The sequence below is a fragment of the Pseudomonas sp. FG35 genome (assembly GCF_057809295.1).
Map to the genome: position 1 here is coordinate 1 of NZ_JBMDJR010000029.1, position 21,132 is coordinate 21,132.

Sequence of the window (21,132 nt, forward strand, 5' to 3'; positions counted from 1 at the left end):
CCCCCCCCCCCCCCCCCCCCTCGACACGCCCAAGCGTATTGCCGCGTTTCTCGCCCAGATCGGACACGAATCGGGGCAATTGCAGTACGTGCGTGAACTGGGCAACAACCAATACCTGAGCAAGTACGACACCGGTACGCTGGCGTTGCGATTGGGCAACACGCCCGAGGCCGATGGCGACGGGCAGAAGTATCGCGGGCGCGGGCTGATCCAGATCACCGGCCGCGCCAACTATCGCCAGTGCAGCCTCGGGCTGTTCGGTGACGAGCGCTTGCTGGCGCTGCCGGAACTGCTGGAACAACCGCAATGGGCGGCCGAGTCCGCCGCGTGGTTCTGGGCGCAGAACGGTTTGAACGCGCTGGCGGATCAGGATCAGTTCAACAGCATTACCCGGCGGATCAACGGAGGGTTGAACGGTTTGCAGGATCGCCTGGAACTCTGGGGGCGGGCGAGGGCGGTGTTATGCCTGCCTTCGGTCTGAGCGTCTGGCGGCTGATCGGTCTGATGCTGCTGGCCGCAGGTTCGGCGGCGCTGGCCTGGCAGTTTCAGGATTGGCGCTACGGCCGCCAACTGGCCGAACAGGCGCGGTTGCACGCCGAAACCCTCAATCAACTGACTCTGACGGCCGCCACCGCGCAACAGGCCGAACAGGACAAGCGCATGGCCCTGGAGCAACGACTCACGGCCAGTGAACAAACCCATTACCGAGCACTGAACGATGCCCAACGTGATCAGGATCGCTTGCGTGATCGTCTTGCCACTGCTGATCTGCGCCTGTCAGTCCTCATCGACGCAGGCGACGCTGCCCAAGGCTGCGGTGTGCCAGCCACCTCCGGCGCCGGCGGCGTGGATCATGCAGCCGTACGCGCCCGACTTGACCCGGCGCATGCTCGACGAATTGTCGCCATCACCGGCGAAGGCGACCGCGGACTGATTGCCTTGCAGGCTTGTCAGGCCTATATCAGAGCGCTGGCGCCCGCACATTTTGAATAAGCTTGTGTATTGAAAGCGCAACCGGCTCGTGTACGGTGGTACCCATTCCATCCGATCCGGAGCGCGCCGTGAAAGAAATCACTCAATTGGCGGCCGAACTTGGCCGACGCCTGCAGTTGCTCAATGCCCACGTCACGACGGCCGAGTCCTGTACCGGTGGCGGGATTGCCGAAGCCATCACCCGGATTCCGGGAAGTTCGGCGTGGTTCGAAGCGGGTTACGTGACCTACTCCAACCGCCAGAAAACCCAGCAGCTGAATGTACCGACGGAGCTGTTCGGCACTGTGGGTGCGGTCAGTCGCGAGGTGGTCGAGGCCATGGTGCGCGGCGCCCGGGAGAAAAGCCTGGCGCGGTTTGCCGTGGCGGTCAGCGGCGTGGCCGGGCCGGACGGTGGTTCGCCGAACAAACCGGTGGGCACCGTCTGGCTGGCGTGGGGCGTGGGCGACCAGGTTTCCAGCGAGGTCCAGCACTTCCCCGGCAACCGCGACGACGTCCGCCGACAAACGGTGAAGGCCGCGCTAGAGGGCTTGCTGCGACTAGCGGCACGAGAAATCGAAAATCAGGGGTAGGCGATCCGTGAACGCTGTGGAATAATACTGGCTACTTATACAGGTGTTGGCCGTCAGGCCTTATTGATTACGTGAGGACTTTAATGGACGACAACAAGAAGAAAGCCTTGGCTGCGGCCCTGGGTCAGATCGAACGTCAATTCGGCAAGGGTGCCGTAATGCGTATGGGCGATCAGGACCGTCAGGCGATCCCGGCCATTTCCACCGGCTCTCTGGGTCTGGACATCGCACTCGGCATCGGCGGCCTGCCAAAAGGCCGTATCGTTGAAATCTACGGTCCTGAATCTTCCGGTAAAACCACACTGACGCTGTCCGTGATCGCCCAGGCTCAAAAAGCCGGTGCGACCTGCGCCTTCGTCGACGCCGAACACGCCCTCGACCCAGAGTACGCCGGCAAGCTGGGCGTCAATGTCGACGACCTGCTGGTTTCCCAGCCGGACACCGGCGAGCAGGCCCTGGAAATCACCGACATGCTGGTGCGCTCCAACGCCGTTGACGTGATCATCGTCGACTCCGTGGCCGCTCTGGTACCGAAGGCAGAAATCGAAGGCGAAATGGGTGACATGCACGTGGGCCTGCAAGCCCGTCTGATGTCCCAGGCGCTGCGTAAAATCACCGGTAACATCAAGAACGCCAACTGCCTGGTGATCTTCATCAACCAGATCCGCATGAAGATCGGCGTGATGTTCGGCAGCCCGGAAACCACCACCGGTGGTAACGCGCTGAAGTTCTACGCCTCGGTTCGTCTCGACATCCGCCGTACCGGCGCGGTGAAGGAAGGCGACGAAGTGGTCGGCAGCGAAACCCGCGTCAAGGTTGTGAAGAACAAGGTGGCTTCGCCGTTCCGTCAGGCCGAGTTCCAGATTCTCTACGGCAAGGGTATCTACCTGAACGGCGAGATGATCGACCTGGGCGTTCTGCACGGGTTCGTCGAGAAGTCCGGCGCCTGGTATGCCTACGAAGGCACCAAGATCGGTCAGGGCAAGGCCAACTCGGCCAAGTTCCTGGCGGACAACCCGGAAGTCGCGGCCAAGCTCGAGAAGCAACTGCGTGACAAGCTACTGTCGCCAGCCGTGATCGCCGACTCCAAGGCTTCTGCGGTCAAAGAGACCGAAGACGACCTGGCTGACGCTGACATCTGATTGCACCGATGACAACCGCCGTACTCGATACCCTCGTCGCGGTGCGGCGAACCGCCATGGACCTGCTCGCACGCCGCGAGCACGGTCGAGTCGAGCTGACGCGCAAACTGCGTCAGCGTGGCGCTCCCCCCGAGATGATCGAAACAGCCCTCGACCGATTGACGGAAGAAGGGCTGCTTTCCGAAGCCCGCTATCTTGAAAGCTTTGTTTCCTATCGCGCCCGCTCCGGTTATGGCCCTCTGCGGATTCGCGAAGAACTGAGCCAGCGCGGTTTGCAACGCGCCGATATCGAACTCGCCTTGCGCGATAGCGGCATCAACTGGCAGGAGCAGCTAACGGACACGTGGCAACGGAAGTTCTCCGGACAACTTCCCGGCGATGCCAAGGAACGCGCCAGACAAGGTCGATTCCTGGCGTACCGGGGATTCTCGATGGAGATGATCAACCGCTTGTTCAGCGGCAGAGGAATGGACGATTAAATCGCTCCAGCTTCAATCAAAAAAAAACGGCCCGCTATTTCGATAGCGGGCCGTTTTTTTTTGCCTTCACGTTACCTTCGACGGTTCGCGGGTGCGTTGCGCGGTCTGGGGTTTTGACTGGGCCCAGTTTTCCGGCAGATTGATGTAGTCCACCAGCTCCCGCAGACGCCCGTGATCCCGGGCGTTGAAGGCGAATGCCAGACGCGTGAGGTGGCTGAATTGAGCCTCGTCGTGTTCTTCGCCGCTGTAGGCGTGTTGATGGAACTGATCGCTCAGGCACAGATCGGCAAACGCTTCCTGCATATGGTCGAGGGCCTGATCGCTCAGCTTGTGGTTCATGCGAATGACAAACTGGCGCTTGAGCCAGCGGCTGGAATGGAAGTTGCCGTAGAACTGGTTGATCTGCTCCACCGCCTCTTCAACGTTGTAGACCAGGCGCATCAGCTTCAGGTCGGTCGGCAGGATGTAGCGATTTTCCTCCAGTTGCTGGCGGATGAAGTCCAGCGCGCCTTGCCAGAACGTCCCGCCCGGTGCGTCCAGCAGAACCACCGGCACCAAGGGGCTTTTGCCGGTCTGGATCAGCGTGAGCACTTCCAGGGCTTCGTCCAGGGTGCCGAACCCGCCGGGGCACAACACCAGCGCATCGGCTTCCTTGACGAAGAACAGCTTGCGGGTGAAGAAAAAATGGAACGGCAGCAGGTTGTTGGTGCCGTCCACGGTGGGGTTGGCATGTTGTTCGAAGGGCAGGGTGATATTGAACCCCAGGCTGTGATCGCGGCCGGCGCCTTCATGGGCCGCGGCCATGATTCCGCCGCCGGCACCAGTGATGACCATCATGTTCGAGCGAGCCAGCGAGGCCCCGAGTTCCCGAGCCATGGCGTAAAGGGGATGTTCGACCGGGGTTCGAGCCGAACCGAACACCGTGACCTTGCGTCGCCCCTTGAACTGTTCAAGGGTGCGAAAGGCCTGCTCCAGTTCGCGCAGGGCTTGCAGGGTGATCTTGGCGTTCCAGCGGTTGTGGTCTTCCTGGGCCATGCGCAGCACGGTCAGGATCATGTCTCGGTAAATGGGGGAATTCGGGCTGTCGGGTGACACCAGGTTGAGTTGTTCTTCGACCTTGCTGATGAGGTCGTGGCCGCTTTCCTGAAAATGACGGCTGAGCAGGTCATTCGGTTGGTAAGGCATGCAACTTCTCCTTCTGCACAGAGCTTTCGGCCCTGACGTGCGGCGTCAGTGCCGCGCTGCAAGAAAACAAACAGCCGGCAGCTCCTTTCCTGCCGTTAGAAAAATGAACGGGAATACGTTGAATCTAGACCCTCAAAGCATTTTTCGCTCATCGAGCATTACGCCGCAAAGTCTTTCCTGGCAACTGCTTATTGCCGCTTTTCGAAGTGTTTTCACCGCTCGTCCGATGCCACGTCGAGGGCTGAATGCTCTGATTTACTAAGTTAAAGGCGCCGTACGACAACTTTGCGTCAACGACCGTACGCAAGGTGCACGCTATTCAAGGATTTGCGGGTGGCAAGGAGGCGGGACACATGACCAGAGTCATTCTGGAGATCGATGCGCAGCTGTATCGATTGTTGAAAGCATCAGCCGAGACCAATCATGTGAGTCTCGAAGAGGAGTGCTGCCGACGCCTGGCGGGAGGGGAGCGCCGCTCGCGTTACTTGCAGGCCTTGCTGGCCGAACTGCGCGCCGAGGATGAACAGCGGCGCGCCACGTCGAGATGATTACTTCTTCTTCGCTGGAGCCGCTTTCGGGCAATCCGATTCCTGGTAGCTGGCGGAGCCGATCGCCTTGTTGGTTTTCACTTCGGTGAAGTCGTAACGCATGATCGCGCCCTTGGCCATCAGCTTGCGGTACGACGGGTTGTTGCAGACCGAAGCGCCCAGCTGGAAATACACGGCTTTGGGATCGGCGCGCATTTTGTCGGCGTGGCTCTTTTGCACGCTAAGGTGATTGACCAGCGTGGTGCCTTCGACGGTGTAGCCCTGATCAAGAATGTCTTCGTTGATCGCCCGTGGCGTGCCGACGCTGCTTTGTGCGGCGACATTGCGCAGCTCTCGGTTCAGATTCTGCTCACTCAGGGATGCAGCCTGAGCGCTGAAGGACGAGGCCAGCAGAATGGCAGCGGTGGGAACGATAAGGCGCAGCATGAAACTCTCCTGGTTCAGTGACTGGTGGTTCGACCAGCCACGTGACTGTGCGTTCAGTGGCGGCGAATTATAGGGGAGCCGGTCGGGAGGGTACAGGCTTGTGCCCGTCGCTCTGGTAAACTGCCGGCCTTTATTGCCCTGCTGAGTGTCGTTCGTGTCGAGTTTCCCTGCCTGCCGGTGCCGTCTGCGATGAATCATGCCCCCAACGCCGTGGCCCGCCTGCGCGATCAGCGCGAGGACGAGGGCATCAAGCCGATCCAGGCCCGGGGCTTTCGCTCCCCGCGTTGCCGCGATTGCCGGGTGATCATCAGCCATTGCCTGTGTGCCTGGCGGCCGACGGTCGATGCGCGTTCGGGCGTTTGCCTGATCATGACCGGCAAGGAAGTGTTCAAACCCAGCAACACCGGCTGGTTGATCGCCGACATCGTGCGCGACAACCATGCCTTTATCTGGTCGCGGACCGAGCCCGACGAGCAACTGCTGGCGCTGCTGAACGACCCGCAATGGCAGCCGTATCTGGTGTTCCCCGGCGAGTACGTCGAACCTTCGCGGGTGACCAACACCGTGGATCTCGATAGCAGCAAGCGTCCGCTGTTCATCCTGCTGGACGCGACCTGGACCGAAGCCCGGAAGATTTTCCGCAAGAGCCCGTATTTCGACCGTTTGCCGATTCTGAGCCTGTTGCCCGACAAGCTGTCGCGCTATCGCCTGCGCCGCTCGACCCGCAGCGAGCACCTGTGCACCGCCGAAGTGGCGGCGCTGTGCCTGGAACTGGCCGGCGATTCTGACGCCGCATCGGCGCTGGATGCCTATTTCGATGTGTTCAGCCAGCATTATCTGGGGGCCAAGCAGCAACTGGACGTCAATGTGTCGACGCCGGCCCATGCCGAATTGCTGCCCTATATCCGAAACGCGGCGCCAGCACCGGCCTGATCCTGGCCCATACTGCTAAAGCAGTGGCCGTGCGGCTTGACCACCCCGGCTTCGCTGGTCATGCTTGGCGCCGATTGGGGTGCGGCCAAGGTTTGAAACGCCGTTTTTGTTCGTGATTGGCGTTGAACGTGCCCCTGTGGATGCCGCTGCCGGGCGGTATCTGGATTTGCTTTGGCACGACCCGAATGCGCGGGCCGGCCATCAAAAACAGGATCATTTGAAAAATGGCCACATACGACATCCTGATTGCCGATGATCACCCTCTTTTTCGTAGCGCACTGCATCAAGCGGTGACGATGGGCCTTGGCCCGGACGTACGAATGGTGGAGGTGGCGAGCATCGCCGAGCTGGAAACCCGCCTGACCGAAAAGGCTGACTGGGATCTGGTGCTGCTGGACCTGAACATGCCGGGCGCTTTCGGATTTTCCGGGCTGGTGATGCTGCGCGGTCAATACCCGCAGATTCCGGTGGTGATGGTTTCGGCCCAGGAAGAAGCCTCGGTGATGGTCAAGTCCCGGGAATTCGGTGCCAGTGGTTTCATTCCCAAGTCCAGCGACCTGAGCGTGATTCAGGAAGCGGTGCGTAAAGTGTTGGACGGGGACGTGTTCTGGCCACCCCAGGCGTTCGAAGCGGTCAGCGTTTCGGATGAAGCCAAGGCTGCCAGCGATGGCCTCGCCAGCCTGACGCCACAGCAGTTCCGGGTGTTGACCATGGTCTGCGAAGGCTTGTTGAACAAGCAGATCGCCTACGAGCTGAGCGTGTCCGAAGCGACCATCAAGGCCCACGTCACGGCGATTTTTCGCAAGTTGAACGTGCGAACCCGGACCCAGGCCGCTTTACTGCTGCAACAACTTGAGTCAATTCCGAGCCAGTAAGCGCTGGCGTCTTCACGCTTTTTTGACTTTCGTTGATCTAGCTTCCCCACTTCCTTTCGGTCGGTTATCTACTTTATGTCACCTTTCAAGGGCCAGACGGGCCTGAAACGCATCCTCAACGCTTCCGGATATTCGCTGGACGGCTTGCGCGCCGCCTTCACCGGCGAAGCGGCTTTCCGCCAACTGGTGTTGCTCAACGTGGTGCTGATTCCACTGACGTTTTTCCTCAATGTCAGCCGGGTCGAGCAGGCGCTGCTGATTGCCGTGTGCCTGCTGGCGCTGATCGTCGAGCTGTTGAATTCGGCGGTGGAGGCGGCCATCGACCGCATCTCGCTGGAGTTGCATCCGCTGTCCAAGAACGCCAAGGACATGGGCAGTGCCGCGCAATTCGTGGCACTGAGCATGATCGCCCTGGTGTGGGCGGTGATTCTGCTTTAAGCGATGCTCGGCAGAACGATCTCGTCGCTGCGCTGCACCCCGGCGGTGAAAGCGCGGCACAGGTCGAGGAATTCGCGCATGGCAGAGGTCTGGTACTTTTGCTTGTGCCAGATGAAATAGAACTGCCGCGCCAGATCCAGATCCGGCGTCTCCACCGGTACCAGGCTGCCGCGCCGGAAGGCGTCACGCAGCGCAAGACGCGAGATGCAGCCAATTCCCAGGCCTGATTCCACGGCGCGCTTGATCGCTTCGGTGTGTTCCAGCTCCAGCCGGATGTTCAGCGCGCTGCGGTGATGCCGCATCGCCTGATCGAAGGTCAGGCGCGTCCCCGAACCCTGCTCCCGCAAAATCCACGCTTCGTGCGTCAACTCTTCCATGGTCGCGCTGCCGCGCTTGGCCAACGGATGCTGTGGGGCGCAGAACACCACCAGTTCATCCTCGACCCAACTCTGCACTTCGATGTCCGGATGGCTGCAATCGCCTTCGATTAGACCCAGATCAATTTCGTAATGAGCAACCTGTTGCACGATATTGGCAGTGTTCTGCACATGCAGCTTCACCTGGCTTTCCGGGTGGCGCTGCATGAAACCGCCGATCAGCAGCGTCGCCAGGTAATTGCCGATGGTCAGGGTTGCGCCCACTGACAGCGAGCCGAAACCGGATTTGCCGTTGAGCAGGTCTTCGATTTCCTTGGCCTGATCGAGCAGGGCCACCGCTTGCGGCAGCAACTGTTTGCCGAGGGCGTTGAGGCTCAGGCGTTTGCCGGCGCGATCGAACAGCTGGCAGCTGGACTGGCGCTCCAGTTCGGTGATGGAAGTGCTGGCGGCCGATTGCGACAGGTTGAGCAGACCCGCTGCGCGGGACACGCTCTCCTGTTGGGCGACGGCGACGAAGACTTGCAGTTGACGAAGAGTAAATCGCATATCGATATAACCGATAACCCTTATCTTAATAATCCAGTTAACAGATATTGTCGGCGCTATTAGAATGCGATGCAATTGCGCACCGTCGGCATTCTTCAACAAGAGCCGGGCAGGCGCAGATCAATCTCCAGGAGTCCCACGTACATGAGCAACATGAACCACGAGCGTGTCCTCAGTGTTCATCACTGGAACGACACTCTGTTCAGCTTCAAGTGCACCCGCGATCCGGGCCTGCGCTTCGAGAACGGTCAGTTCGTGATGATCGGCCTGCAACAGCCAAACGGCCGCCCGCTTATGCGCGCTTACTCGATCGCCAGCCCGAACTGGGAAGAGCATCTCGAGTTCTTCAGCATCAAGGTGCCGGACGGTCCGCTGACCTCCCAGTTGCAGCACCTGAAGGAAGGCGACGAGATCATCATCTCGAAAAAACCGACCGGCACCCTGGTGCTGGACGACCTGAACCCGGGCAAGCACCTGTACCTGCTGAGTACCGGCACCGGTCTGGCGCCGTTCATGAGCGTGATCCAGGACCCGGAAACCTACGAGCGCTTCGAAAAAGTGATCCTGGTTCACGGTGTTCGTTACGTCAATGAAGTCGCCTACCGCGAGTTCATCACCGAGCACCTGCCGCAAAACGAGTTCTTCGGCGAAGCGCTGCGTGACAAGCTGATCTACTACCCGACCGTGACTCGCGAACCGTTCGAGAATCAGGGTCGCCTGACCGACCTGATGCGCAGCGGCAAGCTGTTCAGCGACATCGGCCTGCCACCGATCAACCCGCAGGACGACCGCGCGATGATCTGCGGCAGCCCGAGCATGCTCGACGAGACCAGCGAAGTGCTCGACAGCTTCGGCCTGAAGATCTCGGCGCGGATGCGCGAGCCGGGTGACTACCTGATCGAGCGCGCATTCGTCGAGAAATAATCCCGACGATGCCGATAGAAAAGCCCGCGTTGCCTGAGAAGGCAGCGCGGGCTTTTTCGTTTTCGGGGTTCAGTCAGCGGCGGGGATGACTTCCAGGACGCGGATCTGTTCGGGCGTCGGGTAATGCCAGCGCACATCCAGATCCCAGAACTGCGCGCCGTATTCGCGCTCTGGCATTGGCGTCTGATACGCCGGGCGCGGATCCTGGGCCAGGCATTGCTCGATCAGCTCGACCAAGGGCTCGGCCAGGCGCTGAGCGTGCGTGTGCGCCTGTTGCAGCGCCGCGTCCGTCCACTGTACGTCGATCAGGTGCGGCGCGGCACTGGCGATGCTGTTGGAAGCGTCAGTGATGATGTCGGCGTAGGGCACGTAGGGTTTGATGTCGAGAATCGGCGTGCCGTCCAGCAGGTCGATACCGGAGATGAGCAGGCGATTGGCCTCGACCTTGTCCAGCTTCACCACCGACTGACCGATGCCGTTCGGCCGGTGCGTGGCGCGGGTGGCGAACACGCCCATGGATTTGTTGCCACCGAGGCGCGGAGGGCGGACCTTGAGGCGCGGCTTGTCTTCCAGCGCCTGATGGAACAGGAACAGCAGCCAGACATGACTGACCTGCTCCAGCCCCTGCACCGCATCGCCCTGATCGAACGGCGCCACCAGCTCCAGCACGCCACGGGCGGCGGGGGCCAGTTGCGGCTGGCGCGGGATGGCGAACTTCTCCTTGAAGCAGGAGCGGACGAAGCCGATGGGGGAGACGCTGTAAGTCATGGTTTGCATTCGAAGCGGAGCAGGGCGGGCATGATAACCCGTCCGGCCGCGTCGCCGATCTAAAGACTGAACCCGCCATCCAGCGGAATGATATTCCCGGTCATGTACGCCCCGGCTGTACTCGCCAGGCTGATCGCCAGCGCCGCCATCTCTTCCTCGCGGCCCCAGCGTTTCATCGGGATCAGCGCGGTGTCTTCGGCCAGCGCCTGTTGATCACTGCCGATGTGCTGGGTCATCTTGCTCGGAAAGCGCCCCGGTGCGATGACGTTGACGTTGATGTGCTGGCTCACCAGTTCCCGGGCGAGGATCCGCGACAGCTGATGAAGGGCGGCCTTGCTCGGTCCGTAGGCGTAGGCCTGTTCACCAAAGGAAGAAATCCCCGCCACCGAACCGATGTTGATGATCCGCGCCGGATTGGCCGCCGAGCCGGATTTGCGCAACAACGGCAGAAATTGCTGGATGCAACTGAACACCGAGGTCACGTTGAGCTGCATGACTTTCTCCCAGCCCTTGACCGGGTAGCTCTCCAGCGGCGCGCCCCACGTCGTGCCGGCGTTGTTCACCAGAATGTCCAGATGCGTGATCTGCTCGCCCAGTCGCGCGGCCAGCTCTTTCACGCCTTCTTCGGTCGCCAGGTTCGCCGCCATGCCCAGACAAGTGCCCAGAGCACTGAGTTCTTCAGCGGTTTGATGGCAGGCTTTCGCGTCACGGGAACAGACGTACACGCGGGCGCCGGCCTCGACATAGGCCTTGGCGATCATTTTGCCGATACCACGGGTGCCGCCGGTCACCAGGGCGGTGCGGCCTTGCAGGGAGAAATACGGGTGCATGGCGAATCCTGAGGGCTAGGGTTCAGTACACCCTAGTCGCCGGCCGCAAAAAGCGGAGCCACTATTTTTGGAAGGAATGGAACGGCATGCATGAAAACGGCGACCGAAGTCGCCGTGATCGAATGGGTCAACCGCGAACGCGCAGGGTCAGGCCCTTGAGGAAATTGCGCAGCAACTGATCGCCGCACGGGCGGTAGTTGGTGTGGCCGACCTTGCGGAACAGCGCGCTCAGCTCAGGCTTGGACACCGGGAACTCGGCAGCCTTGAGGATCGCGTGCATGTCGTCTTCCTTCAGTTCGAAGGCCACGCGCAGCTTTTTCAGGATGATGTTGTTGGTCACCGGGAGTTCGATCGGCAGCGGCGGACGGCTTTCGTCCTTGCCGCGCTTGAAGATCACCAGACCGTCGAGGAAGTGCGCGATGACTTCGTCCGGGCAGCGCACGAAACCTTCTTCGTCTTCTTCTTTCTTGTCGAGGTACGTCACGACATCAGCCAGCGTGACGTCCAGGCCGCCGAGTTTGATGATCTCGACCACTTTCTTGTCGCTGATGTCGAGCATGTAGCGCACGCTGCGCAGAACGTCGTTGTGAACCATGTGTGCAATCCTGATTGTTCGCTGTGGGCATTGCGCGGGCGCGATGCCGGAAATGTAGGGTGGCTTGCGAGCCTTAGAATTTCTCTTTGCCGGACAGATAGCGCCATTGGCCGACCGGCACCTTGCCGATGGACACGCCGCCGATGCGGATGCGGCGGATGCCGATCACCTTCAGGCCGACCGCTTCGCAGAACTGGGCGATGATCCCCGGTTGCGGGTTCTTCATGGCGAAGCGCAGGCGGTTCTCGTTCTGCCAACTGGCCTTGACCGGCGGCAGCTCCTTGCCCTTGTGGGTGAGGCCGTGCTGCAGGCGATTGAGGCCGTGGGCAACCATGTCGCCTTCGACTTCGACCACGTATTCCTGCTCGATCTTGGCCGCGTCGGCGGTGAGCTTGCGCAGCACCTTCCAGTCCTGGGTGAACACCAGCAGGCCGCTGGCCTTGGGTTGCAGGTCGGCGCTGGCGGTCAGGCGCAGGAAGTGCCCGCGCAGCGGACGTTTGCCGTAGCGGTGTTCTTCGCTGAGGGTTTCGGCGTTCAGCGACTGCATGGCGCTGTCGACATCCATGCCCGCCGGCACGTTGAGCAGGATAGTCACCGGCTCCGGCGCGGTGGCCTTGGCGTCCTTGTCGAGCTCGACTTTCTGGTCGCCGACCTTGAACTGCGGCTCGTCGATGACTTCGCCGTCCACGGTGACCCAGCCGCCCTCAATGAACAGCTCGGCCTCCCGGCGGGAGCAACCGACCAGCTCGATGAGGCGTTTGGAGAGGCGAATCGGGTCAGTCATGACAGGGGCCGTAACAAAAAAGGGGTGGGCATTGTACCTGCCTGGGGCCGGTTAAGCCCGATTGCATTTGCGCCGTGTGGCTTTTAGCCGCGTACCGCGCGCTGCTCCGGTTGTTTCAGGCGCATGTGCAACAGCGGATACGGCTGGCCCATGCCATCGACTTCCGAGCGGCCGATCACTTCGAACCCTTGCTTGAAGTAAAACCCCAGCGCCTGCGGGTTCTGTTCGTTGACGTCCAGTTCGTCGGCGTTCAGGTGTTCCATCGCGTACTTCAACAGTTTCTTGCCAAGGCCCTGGCCGCGATGGGCCGGGTCGATGAACAGCATTTCGATCTTGCCCGCCGCGACCCCGGCAAACCCGGTGATGCGCTGGTGGCTGTCGCGGGTGCAGATCAGCATCACCGCATCGAGGTAGCGGGTCAGCACCAGATTCTTCAGCAGCTCGATGTAGGATTCCGGCAGGAAATCGTGGGTCGCGCGAACCGAGGCCTCCCAGACCCGGGTCAGTTCCTGATAATCGCTGAGTTTCGGCGTGTGGATGACCGAGTGGTGACGCATGCCCGATAGCCTCTTTGTCATGGATGAGGGAGTCCTTCCCACCCCAAACGATAGCCGTAAAAAAGCCCCGCATCTCGTAAAAGAGAGCGGGGCTTTCTGTATTTTTCGCGCTTAGATCTGTTCGGCCCAGAGGTCGTATTCGTCGGCGTCGGTCACCTTGCACCAGACCTTGTCGCCTGGCTTCAGGTTGCTGCCGTTGTCGATGAACACATTGCCGTCGATTTCCGGGGCATCGAAGAAGCAGCGGCCGACCGCGCCCTGCTCGTCGACTTCGTCCACCAGTACTTCGATTTCACGGCCGATGCGCAGTTGCAGGCGCGCCGAACTGATGGCCTGCTGGTGCGCCATGAAGCGTTCCCAGCGGTCTTGCTTGACGTCGTCCGGAACCACTTCCAGATCCAGATCGTTGGCTGGAGCGCCTTCGACCGGCGAATACTGGAAGCAGCCGACGCGGTCTAGCTGGGCTTCGGTCAGCCAGTCCAGCAGGTACTGGAAGTCTTCTTCGGTTTCGCCGGGGAAGCCGACGATGAAGGTCGAACGGATGATCAGGTCCGGGCAGATCTCGCGCCAGTTCTTGATCCGCGCCAGGGTCTTGTCTTCGAACGCCGGGCGTTTCATCGACTTGAGGACTTTCGGGCTGGCGTGCTGGAACGGGATGTCCAGGTACGGCAGGATCTTGCCGGCGGCCATCAGCGGGATCAGCTCGTCGACGTGCGGGTACGGGTAAACGTAGTGCAGACGGACCCAGACGCCGAGGGTGCTCAGCGCTTCGCACAGTTCGGTCATGCGGGTTTTCACCGGCGCGCCGTTCCAGAAACCGGTGCGGTATTTGACGTCAACGCCATAGGCGCTGGTGTCCTGGGAAATCACCAGCAGTTCCTTCACGCCGGATTTGACCAGACGCTGGGCTTCGTCGAGCACGTCACCCACCGGACGGCTGACCAGTTTTCCGCGCATCGACGGGATGATGCAGAAGCTGCAGCTGTGGTTGCAGCCTTCGGAAATCTTCAGGTACGCGTAGTGGCGCGGGGTCAGCTTGATGCCTTGCGGCGGCACCAGGTCGATCAGCGGGTTGTGATCCTGCTTCGGCGGCACGACTTCGTGCACCGCGTTGACCACTTGCTCGTACTGCTGCGGACCGGTGACGGCCAGCACGCTCGGGTGCACGTCACGGATATTGCCTTCTTCGACGCCCATGCAGCCGGTCACGATGACCTTGCCGTTTTCCTTGATCGCTTCGCCGATGACTTCCAGCGATTCGGCCTTGGCCGAGTCGATGAAGCCGCAGGTGTTGACCACGACCACGTCGGCGTCCTGATAGGTGGACACCACGTCATAGCCTTCCATGCGCAGCTGGGTCAGGATGCGCTCGGAGTCGACCAGTGCTTTCGGGCAACCCAGAGAAACGAAGCCAACCTTTGGATTGGCCGGCGCAGGAGTGGTGGACATGTCTAACCTCGGTGTTTTGTGACGTCGCTTGCCTGGTTCGGTAACCGACGGATGGGCGCTTGAACTGCGCCTCTGATCAAAAAGTGCGCAATTCTAGCGACGAGCAGCGCACTTGACCAGCTTTATACAGGGAAATACGACGAGTGCTGCGCTATGCTTCGCGCCGTTGCGCTTTACTGAATTTTTACAGTCAAGAAAACGTCTGTTACAGGGCGTAAAAACGCGCATGCTGCACACAAAGCATAGTGCTTCATATAAGAAGCCGGTCTGGGAATCAGGAGTGTTGGATGGGTCAGGCAAGTAGTCACGCGGCGGGCGCCGAAGGTTCGGCCACCAAGCCGCTGAGCATGCTGGTCGCGGCGGTCGGGGTAGTTTACGGCGACATCGGCACGAGCCCGTTGTACACCCTCAAAGAAGTGTTTTCCGGCGCTTATGGCGTGCCTGTCAATCACGACGGGGTGCTCGGCATTCTGTCGCTGATTTTCTGGTCGCTGATCTGGGTCGTTTCAATCAAGTACATGATGTTCGTGCTGCGCGCCGACAACCAGGGCGAAGGCGGGATCATGGCGCTCACCGCGCTGGCCCGTCGGGCGGCGGCGGGGCGCAAGCGGTTGCGCACGCTGCTGGTGGTCTGCGGGCTGATCGGCGCAGCGCTGTTCTATGGCGACAGCATGATCACCCCGGCGATTTCCGTACTCTCGGCCATCGAAGGTCTGGGCCTGGCTTTTGACGGCATCGACCACTGGGTGGTGCCGCTGTCACTGGTGGTGCTGGTGGGTCTGTTTCTGATCCAGAAACACGGCACGGCGCGGATCGGCATTCTGTTCGGGCCGATCATGGTCACCTGGTTCCTGGTGCTCGGTGCCCTCGGCGTCTACGGCATCAGCCATTACCCGGAAGTGCTGCACGCGATGAACCCGGTCTGGGCCGTGCGCTTTTTCATGGTTCATACGGGCATGGGCGTGGCGATCCTCGGCGCCGTGGTGCTGGCGCTGACCGGTGCCGAAGCGCTGTACGCCGACATGGGCCACTTCGGCCGCAAGCCGATTGCCCGTGCGTGGTTCCTGCTGGTGCTGCCGGCGCTGGTGCTCAACTACTTCGGTCAGGGCGCCTTGCTGCTGGAGAACCCGGACGCCGCGCGCAACCCGTTCTACCTGCTGGCCCCGAGCTGGGCGTTGATTCCGCTGGTCGGTCTGTCGACCCTGGCCACGGTGATCGCGTCCCAGGCGGTGATTTCCGGCGCGTTCTCCCTGACCCGTCAGGCGATCCAGCTCGGTTACATCCCGCGCATGTACATCCAGCACACCTCCAGCGACGAGCAGGGCCAGATCTACATCGGTGCGGTGAACTGGTCGCTGATGGTCGGCGTGGTGTTGCTGGTGATCGGCTTCGAGTCCTCCGGCGCCCTGGCTTCGGCCTACGGCGTGGCGGTGACCGGCACGATGTTGATGACCACGATTCTGGTGTCGGCCGTGATGCTGCTGCTGTGGAAATGGCCACCGATTCTGGCGGTGCCGGTGCTGATCGGCTTCCTGTTGGTGGACGGCCTGTACTTCGCCGCCAATGTGCCGAAAATCGTCCAGGGCGGCGCCTTCCCGGTGATCGCCGGTATCGCGCTGTTCGTGCTGATGACCACCTGGAAGCGCGGCAAGCAACTGCTGGTCGAGCGCCTCGACGAAGGCGCGCTGCCGCTGCCGATCTTTATCAGCAGCATCCGCGTGCAGCCTCCACACCGCGTGCAGGGCACCGCCGTGTTCCTCACCGCCCGTTCCGACGCGGTGCCGCACGCGCTGTTGCACAACCTGCTGCACAACCAGGTGCTGCACGAACAAGTGGTGCTGCTGACCGTGGTCTACGAAGACATCCCGCGCGTCCCGCCATCCCGGCGCTTCGAAGTCGAAGCCCACGGCGAAGGCTTCTTCCGGGTGATCCTGCACTTCGGCTTCACCGACGAACCGGACGTCCCGCAGGCGCTGAAACTGTGCCACCTGGATGATCTGGACTTCAGCCCGATGCGCACCACCTACTTCCTCAGCCGCGAAACGGTTATCGCCTCGAAGCTCGAAGGCATGGCCCGTTGGCGTGAAGCGCTGTTTGCGTTCATGTTGAAGAATGCCAACGGGAACCTGCGGTTCTTCAATCTGCCGCTGAACCGGGTGATTGAGTTGGGGACGCAGGTGGAGATGTAAACCGGCGTCATCAAAAAGCCCCCGTCAGCCTTGTGGCTGGCGGGGGCTTTTTTGTGTTTGTGCACTTATCAGAATCCAGTGGAGATCCCTGTGGGAGCGGGCTTGCCCGCGAATGCGGTGTATCAGTTTACAAATCAGCTGCCTGACCCATCGCCATCGCGGGCAAGCCCGGCTCCCACAAGGATCTCGGGTGTTTGCCAAAACGAAAAAGCCCCCGCAACTGCGAAGTTGCGGGGGCTTTTTTGGGGGCGCTTCAGATCACTCCTCCGCCACCTGCGCCGAGTTCTGGCGCTTCTCGATCAGATCCACCAGACGCTTGGCCAGCGCCGGGTAGTTCTCGTCGAAGTGGTGGCCGCCAGGTAGCTTCACCGCTTCGCCCACCGCCGTCTTGTCGGTGCAACCGCTTTCATCGGTTTCTTCTTCACCGTAGATGCACACGACCTTGGCCGGTGGCAGCTTGGCCATTTCCGGGCCGGTGGCGGCTTCTTTGCCGGCGTTGCCGAGCCAGCCTTCGACTTCGATTTCGAAGCTGCCGGTGCGGGCGAAGGCCAGCAGAATGATTGCGTCGACGCGCTGCTGCTCGGTTTCCGGCAGGCGGTTGTAGATGGCCGGCAGGACGTCGGCGCCGAACGAGTAGCCGGTCAGGATGAAGCGCTTGGTGCCCCATTTCTGGCGGTAGTGCTGCATCAGTTCGGTCAGGTCCAGGGCGCTCTGTTCCGGGCTCTTGTGCTGCCAGTAGTAGCGCAGGGTGTCGATGCCGACCACCGGGTAGCCGATCTTGGCCATTTCACCGGCCACGTCGCGGTCCAGATCGCGCCAGCCGCCGTCACCGGACAGGAACAGGGTCACGGTGTCCTTGGCCTGGCCGGCAGGGACTTCCACCACCGGGATCTGCAGGCCGCCGTTGGCCTTGTCGCCGCCTACGAGGATCTTGCGCAGTTCGTTGTTCAGCACTTGCGGCAGGTTGATGTCGTAGTCGCTGATGCTGGTCTCGGCGTTCGGTTGATCGCGCACGAAACCGGCGCTGGTGTCGTCCGGGTTGTCGTTCCACGCCACCAGCCAGTGGCCGTGGGCGGCGGCTTTTGGCAGCAGGTGAGTGCAGCCGGGTTTTTCCAGGGCCAGGTCGACGGAGACGGCCTGTGCCTTGTCGTCTTTCTGCTCGGACAGCCAGCGCCACGCCAGGACGGCGCCGGGGCCGATGCCGCTGACCAGGGTCGCTGGGCCGTTCAGTTCGCGCAGGCCGGCCTGCAGGGCGCGGCTTTGCAGCAGGCAGTCCTTGGGCAGGATCACCTGAACGATCTGCGCCGAAGCGCTGCGGCTCAGAGTGCTCAGTTGCTTGTCGCTGAGTTTCTGGTCGTCGTTGACCGCCACCAGCACCTGCGCCTTGGGCTTGGTACCGGGGATGACCCGGGTCATGGCAGCGCCATCGGCCGGAGTGAGCTGTTCGAGGGTCGGTTCCGGTGCCGGGCGTTTGAGGTACCAGAAACCGCCACCGGCAATCGCGGCCAGCACCAGCAGTGCGACCAGGATGTACTTCAGGGAGCGTTGAATCATCAGCGTTTCACCAATCCAGTCAAGCCGCCCGCGATCAGGGCAGCAGTATCGGCCAGTGCCACCAGCGGATCGAGTCCGGCGGGCACTGCCATATAACGGGGTTCCCAGTCAGGCTGGAACTTGTCTTTGAAGCGGCGCAAGCCTTGGAAGTTGTACAGCTGCTCACCACGGCGGAAAACCATCGAACCCAGACGCTGGGTCAGCGGTGCCCCGCGCCGGGGTTGCAACCCCGACAGCGGCACCATGCCCAGGCTGAAGCGCGCGTATCCGTGACTCTTATAGTGTTGAATCAGACCGACCATCATGAATTCCATGGTCAGTTTGGGGGCGTCCGGGTGCGCGCGCATCAGGTCGAGACTGGCCAGGTCATGGCTGTAGGTCTCGAGCAGGTTGGCGAACGCCACCGGACGCCCTTCGAAGCGAATCACCGCGATGCGGAAATGCTTCAGGTAATCGTCGCTGAAGCGGCCGAGGGAGAAGCCTTTCTCGCGCACGTTCTTGCCGGTCAGCCAGGCATCGGAAATCACCTTGAGCTCATCCATCGGCGCCTGGCCCGGCTCATGGATTTCCAGCGACAGGCCGTCGCGGGTGCCACGGTTCCAGGTGTAGCGCAGGTCTTTCATCTCCTTGCCCTTGGCTTCCAGGTCAAAGCGATGCAGATCGACCCGGGCTTCTTCGCCGAGCTTGATCGCGGTCAGGCCGATGTCCATGTAGTACGGCAGGTTCTCGGCGCGCACCTGATAGAACACCGGGCGGGCGTGATGGATGTCGCACAGGTCGCGGAACTGCCAGATCATTTCGGCCCGTTGCTGGCCGGGGCCGATCGGGTCGTACAGGGCCACGAGGCTGCGGCCGCGACGGGCGTACATCAGGAAGGCTTCGTCGTTGGGATGAAACAGCAGCGCCTTGTCACCGGTCAGGGCCAGGCCACCGTCCGGTTGCGAGGAGGCCATCAGAATTTTCGAGGCGCGTTCCAGCTCATCGGGTGTCGGCAGGTGAATCACCGGGCGAGCAGTGCGCAGCAGCCAGGTCAGGGCAATCACCAGCAGCAACACGGCGGCGCCGAGCAGTGAGCGCAAGCCGCGCGGGGCGTCGGCGTCGAGGGTGAACTGCCACCACAGTTGATGGCTGTAAGGAACGTCCTGATAAGCGAACAGCAAAAGCCAGGTCGAGGCACCGAGTACGCACAGGCTGGCCACCAGATACAGCGGCGAGAACGGCAGTTCGGTGAGGCGGCTCGGGCGGTAGAACGAACGGCGGAACACCCCCAGCAGCGCGGCGGTGAGGGTCATCAGGGTCGCTTCTTCCCAGTCGAAACCCTTGAGCAGCGAGAGCAGGGCGCCCACCAGCAACAGAATGGTGGTCAGCATCCACGCCGCCGACAACCGGCGACGCAGGCCTTGAGCGAGCATCAGGCACAGCACGCCGATCAGGCTGGCGCCAAAGTGCGAAGCATCGACCAGACGGTGGGGAATCAGAAAACCGATGTGTTCAAGACGGGTGTCGATCTCTGGCGTCGCCCCGGAAAACAGCAGCACCACGCCGGACAGGAACACCAGCACCGCGAGAATCGGTGCCGCCAGACCGGAAGCCGCACGCATGGTCTGCGACTGAAACAGGCGCTGGCCTTCATTGATCAGCAGCAGCACGCAGGCCACCAGCAACGGCAGCACCACATAGATCAGGCGATACAGGAGCAGGGCAGCAGCCAGTGGCGCGGCGCCGAGCTTGTCGGCGAACGCGGCCAGCAGAATTGCTTCAAAGACGCCCACGCCACCCGGAACGTGACTGAGCACGCCGGCCGCCAGCGCCAGCAGATAAACCAGCAGGAATGCACCGAAGGGTGGCGCTTCCGGCAGCAGCAGATAAAGGACGGTCGCAGCAGCGGCGACGTCGAGGGCGGTGATGACCAGTTGCAGGAAGGTCAGGCGGCGACCCGGCAGGCGCAGGGTGCGGCGACCGGCCCGGACCAACAGGTTGTCCGGATAGGGTTGTTCCGGCAGGCGACGGCGATAGATGCCGATGGCCAGGATCGCGCCGAGCAGCAGCACCACGCCGGCAATCGTGCCCAACAAGGTCTCGGACAGCCCCAGGGCCTGTGACGCGGCGGGCAGGTTGCTCAGGGTCGCAAGCGCAGCCAGCGGCGGCAGGGCGCAGCCCAGCGACAGGCTGGCGAACAGGGTCATGTGCGCGACTTCGGAAGCGCCCAGGCCATGTCGTGCATATAAACGGTAACGCACCGAGCCACCGGACAGCATCGACAGGCCGATGGCGTTGCCGATGGCAAACGCGGTGAAACCGCCCAGTGCCAGCACTTTCGGCGCCAGCGTCACGCGGGCATAACGACTGGCCGACCATTCATAGCCGAGCAGGATAATGAAGCCGACGACCGTCGCACCGAGGGCACCGAGCAGGGCCGGTTTCGGCACGTCGAGTATCGAGTCGTGCAGGGCGTCGAGATCGAGTTCGCTGAGCAGATGGCGACAGGCAATCAGTGCGATGGCGAACAGCAGCAAAGTGACCGCCAGACCGATCGGTTGCCGGTATTTGCTGATCCGATCCAGCAGGCGCAGACGCTCAGGCTTGATCGGTGGGTTCGCTGTGATGGTGTCTTGTGAATCAGACGAGTTGGCGCGCATCAATCACCTCTTGGATTGTGCGCGACAGGATGGAGGTATCCAGCCAAGTTACCAATCCCTGTAGAAAAAAATAATCACAAAATACTACGCCTCTCACCGGGTATCGGCGAGGGCAGCTCCTGGATTGCAGACGCCTTGCCCGCGACTTGAAGCATAGTCGCAACTCGGTGGGTCTGAAGATCCTGAACGGTTCACTGCACAGTGACAGATCATTGTTGCGAAAGGACTTTTTCCACAGATACAAAAAAGGCCACTCTTTCGAGTAGCCTTTTTTGAAGTTTGGTTGCGGGAGCCGGATTTGAACCGACGACCTTCGGGTTATGAGCCCGACG

Annotated in this window: 23 protein-coding genes; 11 read left to right on the forward strand and 12 right to left on the reverse strand. The window is 61.5% G+C overall.

The features are described from left to right. The 5 genes from ACODTD_RS28500 to recX all read left to right on the forward strand — a co-directional run. Window positions 1–481 (forward strand): glycoside hydrolase family 19 protein (locus tag ACODTD_RS28500; RefSeq protein WP_489105432.1); only part of this gene is annotated, 481 nt, incomplete at its 5' end. Continuing rightward, window positions 463–993: a lysis system i-spanin subunit Rz gene (locus tag ACODTD_RS28505; protein WP_201816853.1), complete on the forward strand. Its 531-nt coding sequence runs from the start codon at window positions 463–465 to the stop codon at window positions 991–993. The genes ACODTD_RS28500 and ACODTD_RS28505, both read left to right, overlap by 19 nt. A gap of 68 nt (window positions 994–1,061) precedes the next feature. Further along, window positions 1,062–1,562 (forward strand): CinA family protein, encoded by a 501-nt coding sequence (locus ACODTD_RS28510; protein ID WP_041475156.1) that lies wholly within the window; start codon window positions 1,062–1,064, stop codon window positions 1,560–1,562. A gap of 83 nt (window positions 1,563–1,645) precedes the next feature. Then, complete coding sequence (gene recA / locus ACODTD_RS28515) at window positions 1,646–2,704, forward strand: recombinase RecA (RefSeq protein ID WP_003222269.1); 1,059 nt, start codon at window positions 1,646–1,648, stop codon at window positions 2,702–2,704. Window positions 2,705–2,712: 8 nt separating this feature from the next. Continuing rightward, window positions 2,713–3,183: a recombination regulator RecX gene (gene recX, locus ACODTD_RS28520; protein ID WP_011332742.1), complete on the forward strand. Its 471-nt coding sequence runs from the start codon at window positions 2,713–2,715 to the stop codon at window positions 3,181–3,183. 66 nt (window positions 3,184–3,249) lie between these two features. Here recX and ACODTD_RS28525 read toward each other — a convergent pair whose 3' ends face one another. Beyond that, window positions 3,250–4,368: an LOG family protein gene (locus ACODTD_RS28525; RefSeq protein ID WP_011332743.1), complete on the reverse strand. Its 1,119-nt coding sequence runs from the start codon at window positions 4,366–4,368 to the stop codon at window positions 3,250–3,252. 353 nt (window positions 4,369–4,721) lie between these two features. Between ACODTD_RS28525 and ACODTD_RS28530 the strand changes: the two genes are divergently transcribed. Next, window positions 4,722–4,916, forward strand: a complete 195-nt coding sequence (locus tag ACODTD_RS28530) for a hypothetical protein (RefSeq protein ID WP_011332745.1) — start codon at window positions 4,722–4,724, stop codon at window positions 4,914–4,916. Here the strand turns inward: ACODTD_RS28530 and ACODTD_RS28535 are convergent, their stop codons facing one another. Next, window positions 4,917–5,342: a PA3611 family quorum-sensing-regulated virulence factor gene (locus ACODTD_RS28535; RefSeq protein ID WP_011332746.1), complete on the reverse strand. Its 426-nt coding sequence runs from the start codon at window positions 5,340–5,342 to the stop codon at window positions 4,917–4,919. 189 nt (window positions 5,343–5,531) lie between these two features. Here ACODTD_RS28535 and ACODTD_RS28540 point away from each other — a divergent pair, with 189 nt between their 5' ends. After that, window positions 5,532–6,275, forward strand: a complete 744-nt coding sequence (locus ACODTD_RS28540) for a tRNA-uridine aminocarboxypropyltransferase (RefSeq protein WP_011332747.1) — start codon at window positions 5,532–5,534, stop codon at window positions 6,273–6,275. Between the two features lie 58 nt (window positions 6,276–6,333). Here the strand turns inward: ACODTD_RS28540 and ACODTD_RS28545 are convergent, their stop codons facing one another. Continuing rightward, window positions 6,334–6,507: a hypothetical protein gene (locus ACODTD_RS28545; protein WP_181457886.1), complete on the reverse strand. Its 174-nt coding sequence runs from the start codon at window positions 6,505–6,507 to the stop codon at window positions 6,334–6,336. On the opposite strand from ACODTD_RS28545, the gene erdR reads away from it, so the two are divergent. Together erdR and ACODTD_RS28555 are read left to right on the forward strand one after the other, a co-directional pair. Further along, complete coding sequence (gene erdR / locus ACODTD_RS28550) at window positions 6,500–7,150, forward strand: response regulator transcription factor ErdR (protein ID WP_007954938.1); 651 nt, start codon at window positions 6,500–6,502, stop codon at window positions 7,148–7,150. The two genes, ACODTD_RS28545 and erdR, sit on opposite strands and share 8 nt — an antisense overlap. A 75-nt stretch (window positions 7,151–7,225) precedes the next feature. Continuing rightward, a complete protein-coding gene (locus tag ACODTD_RS28555) occupies window positions 7,226–7,588 on the forward strand; it encodes a diacylglycerol kinase (protein WP_003222276.1) in 363 nt (120 codons plus the stop codon). Here the strand turns inward: ACODTD_RS28555 and ACODTD_RS28560 are convergent. Then, window positions 7,585–8,511 (reverse strand): LysR family transcriptional regulator, encoded by a 927-nt coding sequence (locus ACODTD_RS28560; protein WP_011332748.1) that lies wholly within the window; start codon window positions 8,509–8,511, stop codon window positions 7,585–7,587. The genes ACODTD_RS28555 and ACODTD_RS28560 overlap by 4 nt on opposite strands. 144 nt (window positions 8,512–8,655) lie before the next feature. On the opposite strand from ACODTD_RS28560, the gene fpr reads away from it, so the two are divergent. Then, entirely contained in the window at window positions 8,656–9,435 is a 780-nt protein-coding gene (fpr, locus tag ACODTD_RS28565; RefSeq protein ID WP_003222277.1) for a ferredoxin-NADP reductase, read from the forward strand. Window positions 9,436–9,504: 69 nt separating this feature from the next. On the opposite strand, the gene tsaA is transcribed toward fpr, so the two are convergent. The 6 genes from tsaA to rimO form a co-directional block, all read right to left on the reverse strand. Continuing rightward, a complete protein-coding gene (tsaA, locus tag ACODTD_RS28570) occupies window positions 9,505–10,203 on the reverse strand; it encodes a tRNA (N6-threonylcarbamoyladenosine(37)-N6)-methyltransferase TrmO (RefSeq protein WP_489105433.1) in 699 nt (232 codons plus the stop codon). Window positions 10,204–10,262: 59 nt separating this feature from the next. Further along, window positions 10,263–11,033, reverse strand: a complete 771-nt coding sequence (locus tag ACODTD_RS28575) for an SDR family oxidoreductase (protein WP_285356672.1) — start codon at window positions 11,031–11,033, stop codon at window positions 10,263–10,265. A 127-nt stretch (window positions 11,034–11,160) separates the two neighbouring features. Continuing rightward, window positions 11,161–11,628 carry a YehS family protein gene (locus tag ACODTD_RS28580; protein ID WP_007954948.1) on the reverse strand — a complete coding sequence of 156 codons (468 nt, stop codon included), beginning with the start codon at window positions 11,626–11,628 and terminating at the stop codon, window positions 11,161–11,163. Window positions 11,629–11,701: 73 nt separating this feature from the next. Next, the gene (locus tag ACODTD_RS28585) at window positions 11,702–12,412 is read right to left on the reverse strand and encodes an rRNA pseudouridine synthase (RefSeq protein ID WP_011332751.1); all 711 of its coding nucleotides are present in this window, start codon (window positions 12,410–12,412) and stop codon (window positions 11,702–11,704) included. Window positions 12,413–12,495: 83 nt separating this feature from the next. Further along, window positions 12,496–12,969 (reverse strand): GNAT family N-acetyltransferase, encoded by a 474-nt coding sequence (locus tag ACODTD_RS28590; protein WP_041475157.1) that lies wholly within the window; start codon window positions 12,967–12,969, stop codon window positions 12,496–12,498. A gap of 111 nt (window positions 12,970–13,080) precedes the next feature. Continuing rightward, window positions 13,081–14,418: a 30S ribosomal protein S12 methylthiotransferase RimO gene (rimO, locus tag ACODTD_RS28595; protein ID WP_011332753.1), complete on the reverse strand. Its 1,338-nt coding sequence runs from the start codon at window positions 14,416–14,418 to the stop codon at window positions 13,081–13,083. Window positions 14,419–14,765: 347 nt separating this feature from the next. On the opposite strand from rimO, the gene ACODTD_RS28600 reads away from it, so the two are divergent. Next, window positions 14,766–16,607, forward strand: coding sequence for a potassium transporter Kup (locus tag ACODTD_RS28600; RefSeq protein WP_373423134.1), 1,842 nt, complete (start codon window positions 14,766–14,768; stop codon window positions 16,605–16,607). Between the two features lie 258 nt (window positions 16,608–16,865). Here ACODTD_RS28600 and ACODTD_RS28605 read toward each other — a convergent pair whose 3' ends face one another. Next, entirely contained in the window at window positions 16,866–18,161 is a 1,296-nt protein-coding gene (locus ACODTD_RS28605; protein ID WP_011332755.1) for a virulence factor family protein, read from the reverse strand. Beyond that, the gene (gene mprF / locus ACODTD_RS28610) at window positions 18,161–20,800 is read right to left on the reverse strand and encodes a bifunctional lysylphosphatidylglycerol flippase/synthetase MprF (protein ID WP_011332756.1); all 2,640 of its coding nucleotides are present in this window, start codon (window positions 20,798–20,800) and stop codon (window positions 18,161–18,163) included. Before mprF ends, ACODTD_RS28605 begins: the two co-directional genes overlap by 1 nt. Window positions 20,801–21,132: the final 332 nt, after the last annotated feature.

Coding starts and splice junctions, on each gene's coding strand:
- ACODTD_RS28585 (WP_011332751.1), bottom strand. CDS start 12,412: ATGACTGACCCGATTCGCCTCTCCAAACGCCTCATCGAGCTGGTCGGT.
- ACODTD_RS28540 (WP_011332747.1), top strand. CDS start 5,532: ATGAATCATGCCCCCAACGCCGTGGCCCGCCTGCGCGATCAGCGCGAG.
- ACODTD_RS28560 (WP_011332748.1), bottom strand. CDS start 8,511: ATGCGATTTACTCTTCGTCAACTGCAAGTCTTCGTCGCCGTCGCCCAA.
- ACODTD_RS28555 (WP_003222276.1), top strand. CDS start 7,226: ATGTCACCTTTCAAGGGCCAGACGGGCCTGAAACGCATCCTCAACGCT.
- ACODTD_RS28505 (WP_201816853.1), top strand. CDS start 463: ATGCCTGCCTTCGGTCTGAGCGTCTGGCGGCTGATCGGTCTGATGCTG.
- mprF (WP_011332756.1), bottom strand. CDS start 20,800: ATGCGCGCCAACTCGTCTGATTCACAAGACACCATCACAGCGAACCCA.
- recX (WP_011332742.1), top strand. CDS start 2,713: ATGACAACCGCCGTACTCGATACCCTCGTCGCGGTGCGGCGAACCGCC.
- ACODTD_RS28605 (WP_011332755.1), bottom strand. CDS start 18,161: ATGATTCAACGCTCCCTGAAGTACATCCTGGTCGCACTGCTGGTGCTG.
- ACODTD_RS28575 (WP_285356672.1), bottom strand. CDS start 11,033: ATGCACCCGTATTTCTCCCTGCAAGGCCGCACCGCCCTGGTGACCGGC.
- erdR (WP_007954938.1), top strand. CDS start 6,500: ATGGCCACATACGACATCCTGATTGCCGATGATCACCCTCTTTTTCGT.
- ACODTD_RS28580 (WP_007954948.1), bottom strand. CDS start 11,628: ATGGTTCACAACGACGTTCTGCGCAGCGTGCGCTACATGCTCGACATC.
- recA (WP_003222269.1), top strand. CDS start 1,646: ATGGACGACAACAAGAAGAAAGCCTTGGCTGCGGCCCTGGGTCAGATC.
- ACODTD_RS28530 (WP_011332745.1), top strand. CDS start 4,722: ATGACCAGAGTCATTCTGGAGATCGATGCGCAGCTGTATCGATTGTTG.
- ACODTD_RS28535 (WP_011332746.1), bottom strand. CDS start 5,342: ATGCTGCGCCTTATCGTTCCCACCGCTGCCATTCTGCTGGCCTCGTCC.
- tsaA (WP_489105433.1), bottom strand. CDS start 10,203: ATGACTTACAGCGTCTCCCCCATCGGCTTCGTCCGCTCCTGCTTCAAG.
- fpr (WP_003222277.1), top strand. CDS start 8,656: ATGAGCAACATGAACCACGAGCGTGTCCTCAGTGTTCATCACTGGAAC.
- rimO (WP_011332753.1), bottom strand. CDS start 14,418: ATGTCCACCACTCCTGCGCCGGCCAATCCAAAGGTTGGCTTCGTTTCT.
- ACODTD_RS28590 (WP_041475157.1), bottom strand. CDS start 12,969: ATGCGTCACCACTCGGTCATCCACACGCCGAAACTCAGCGATTATCAG.
- ACODTD_RS28525 (WP_011332743.1), bottom strand. CDS start 4,368: ATGCCTTACCAACCGAATGACCTGCTCAGCCGTCATTTTCAGGAAAGC.
- ACODTD_RS28600 (WP_373423134.1), top strand. CDS start 14,766: ATGCTGGTCGCGGCGGTCGGGGTAGTTTACGGCGACATCGGCACGAGC.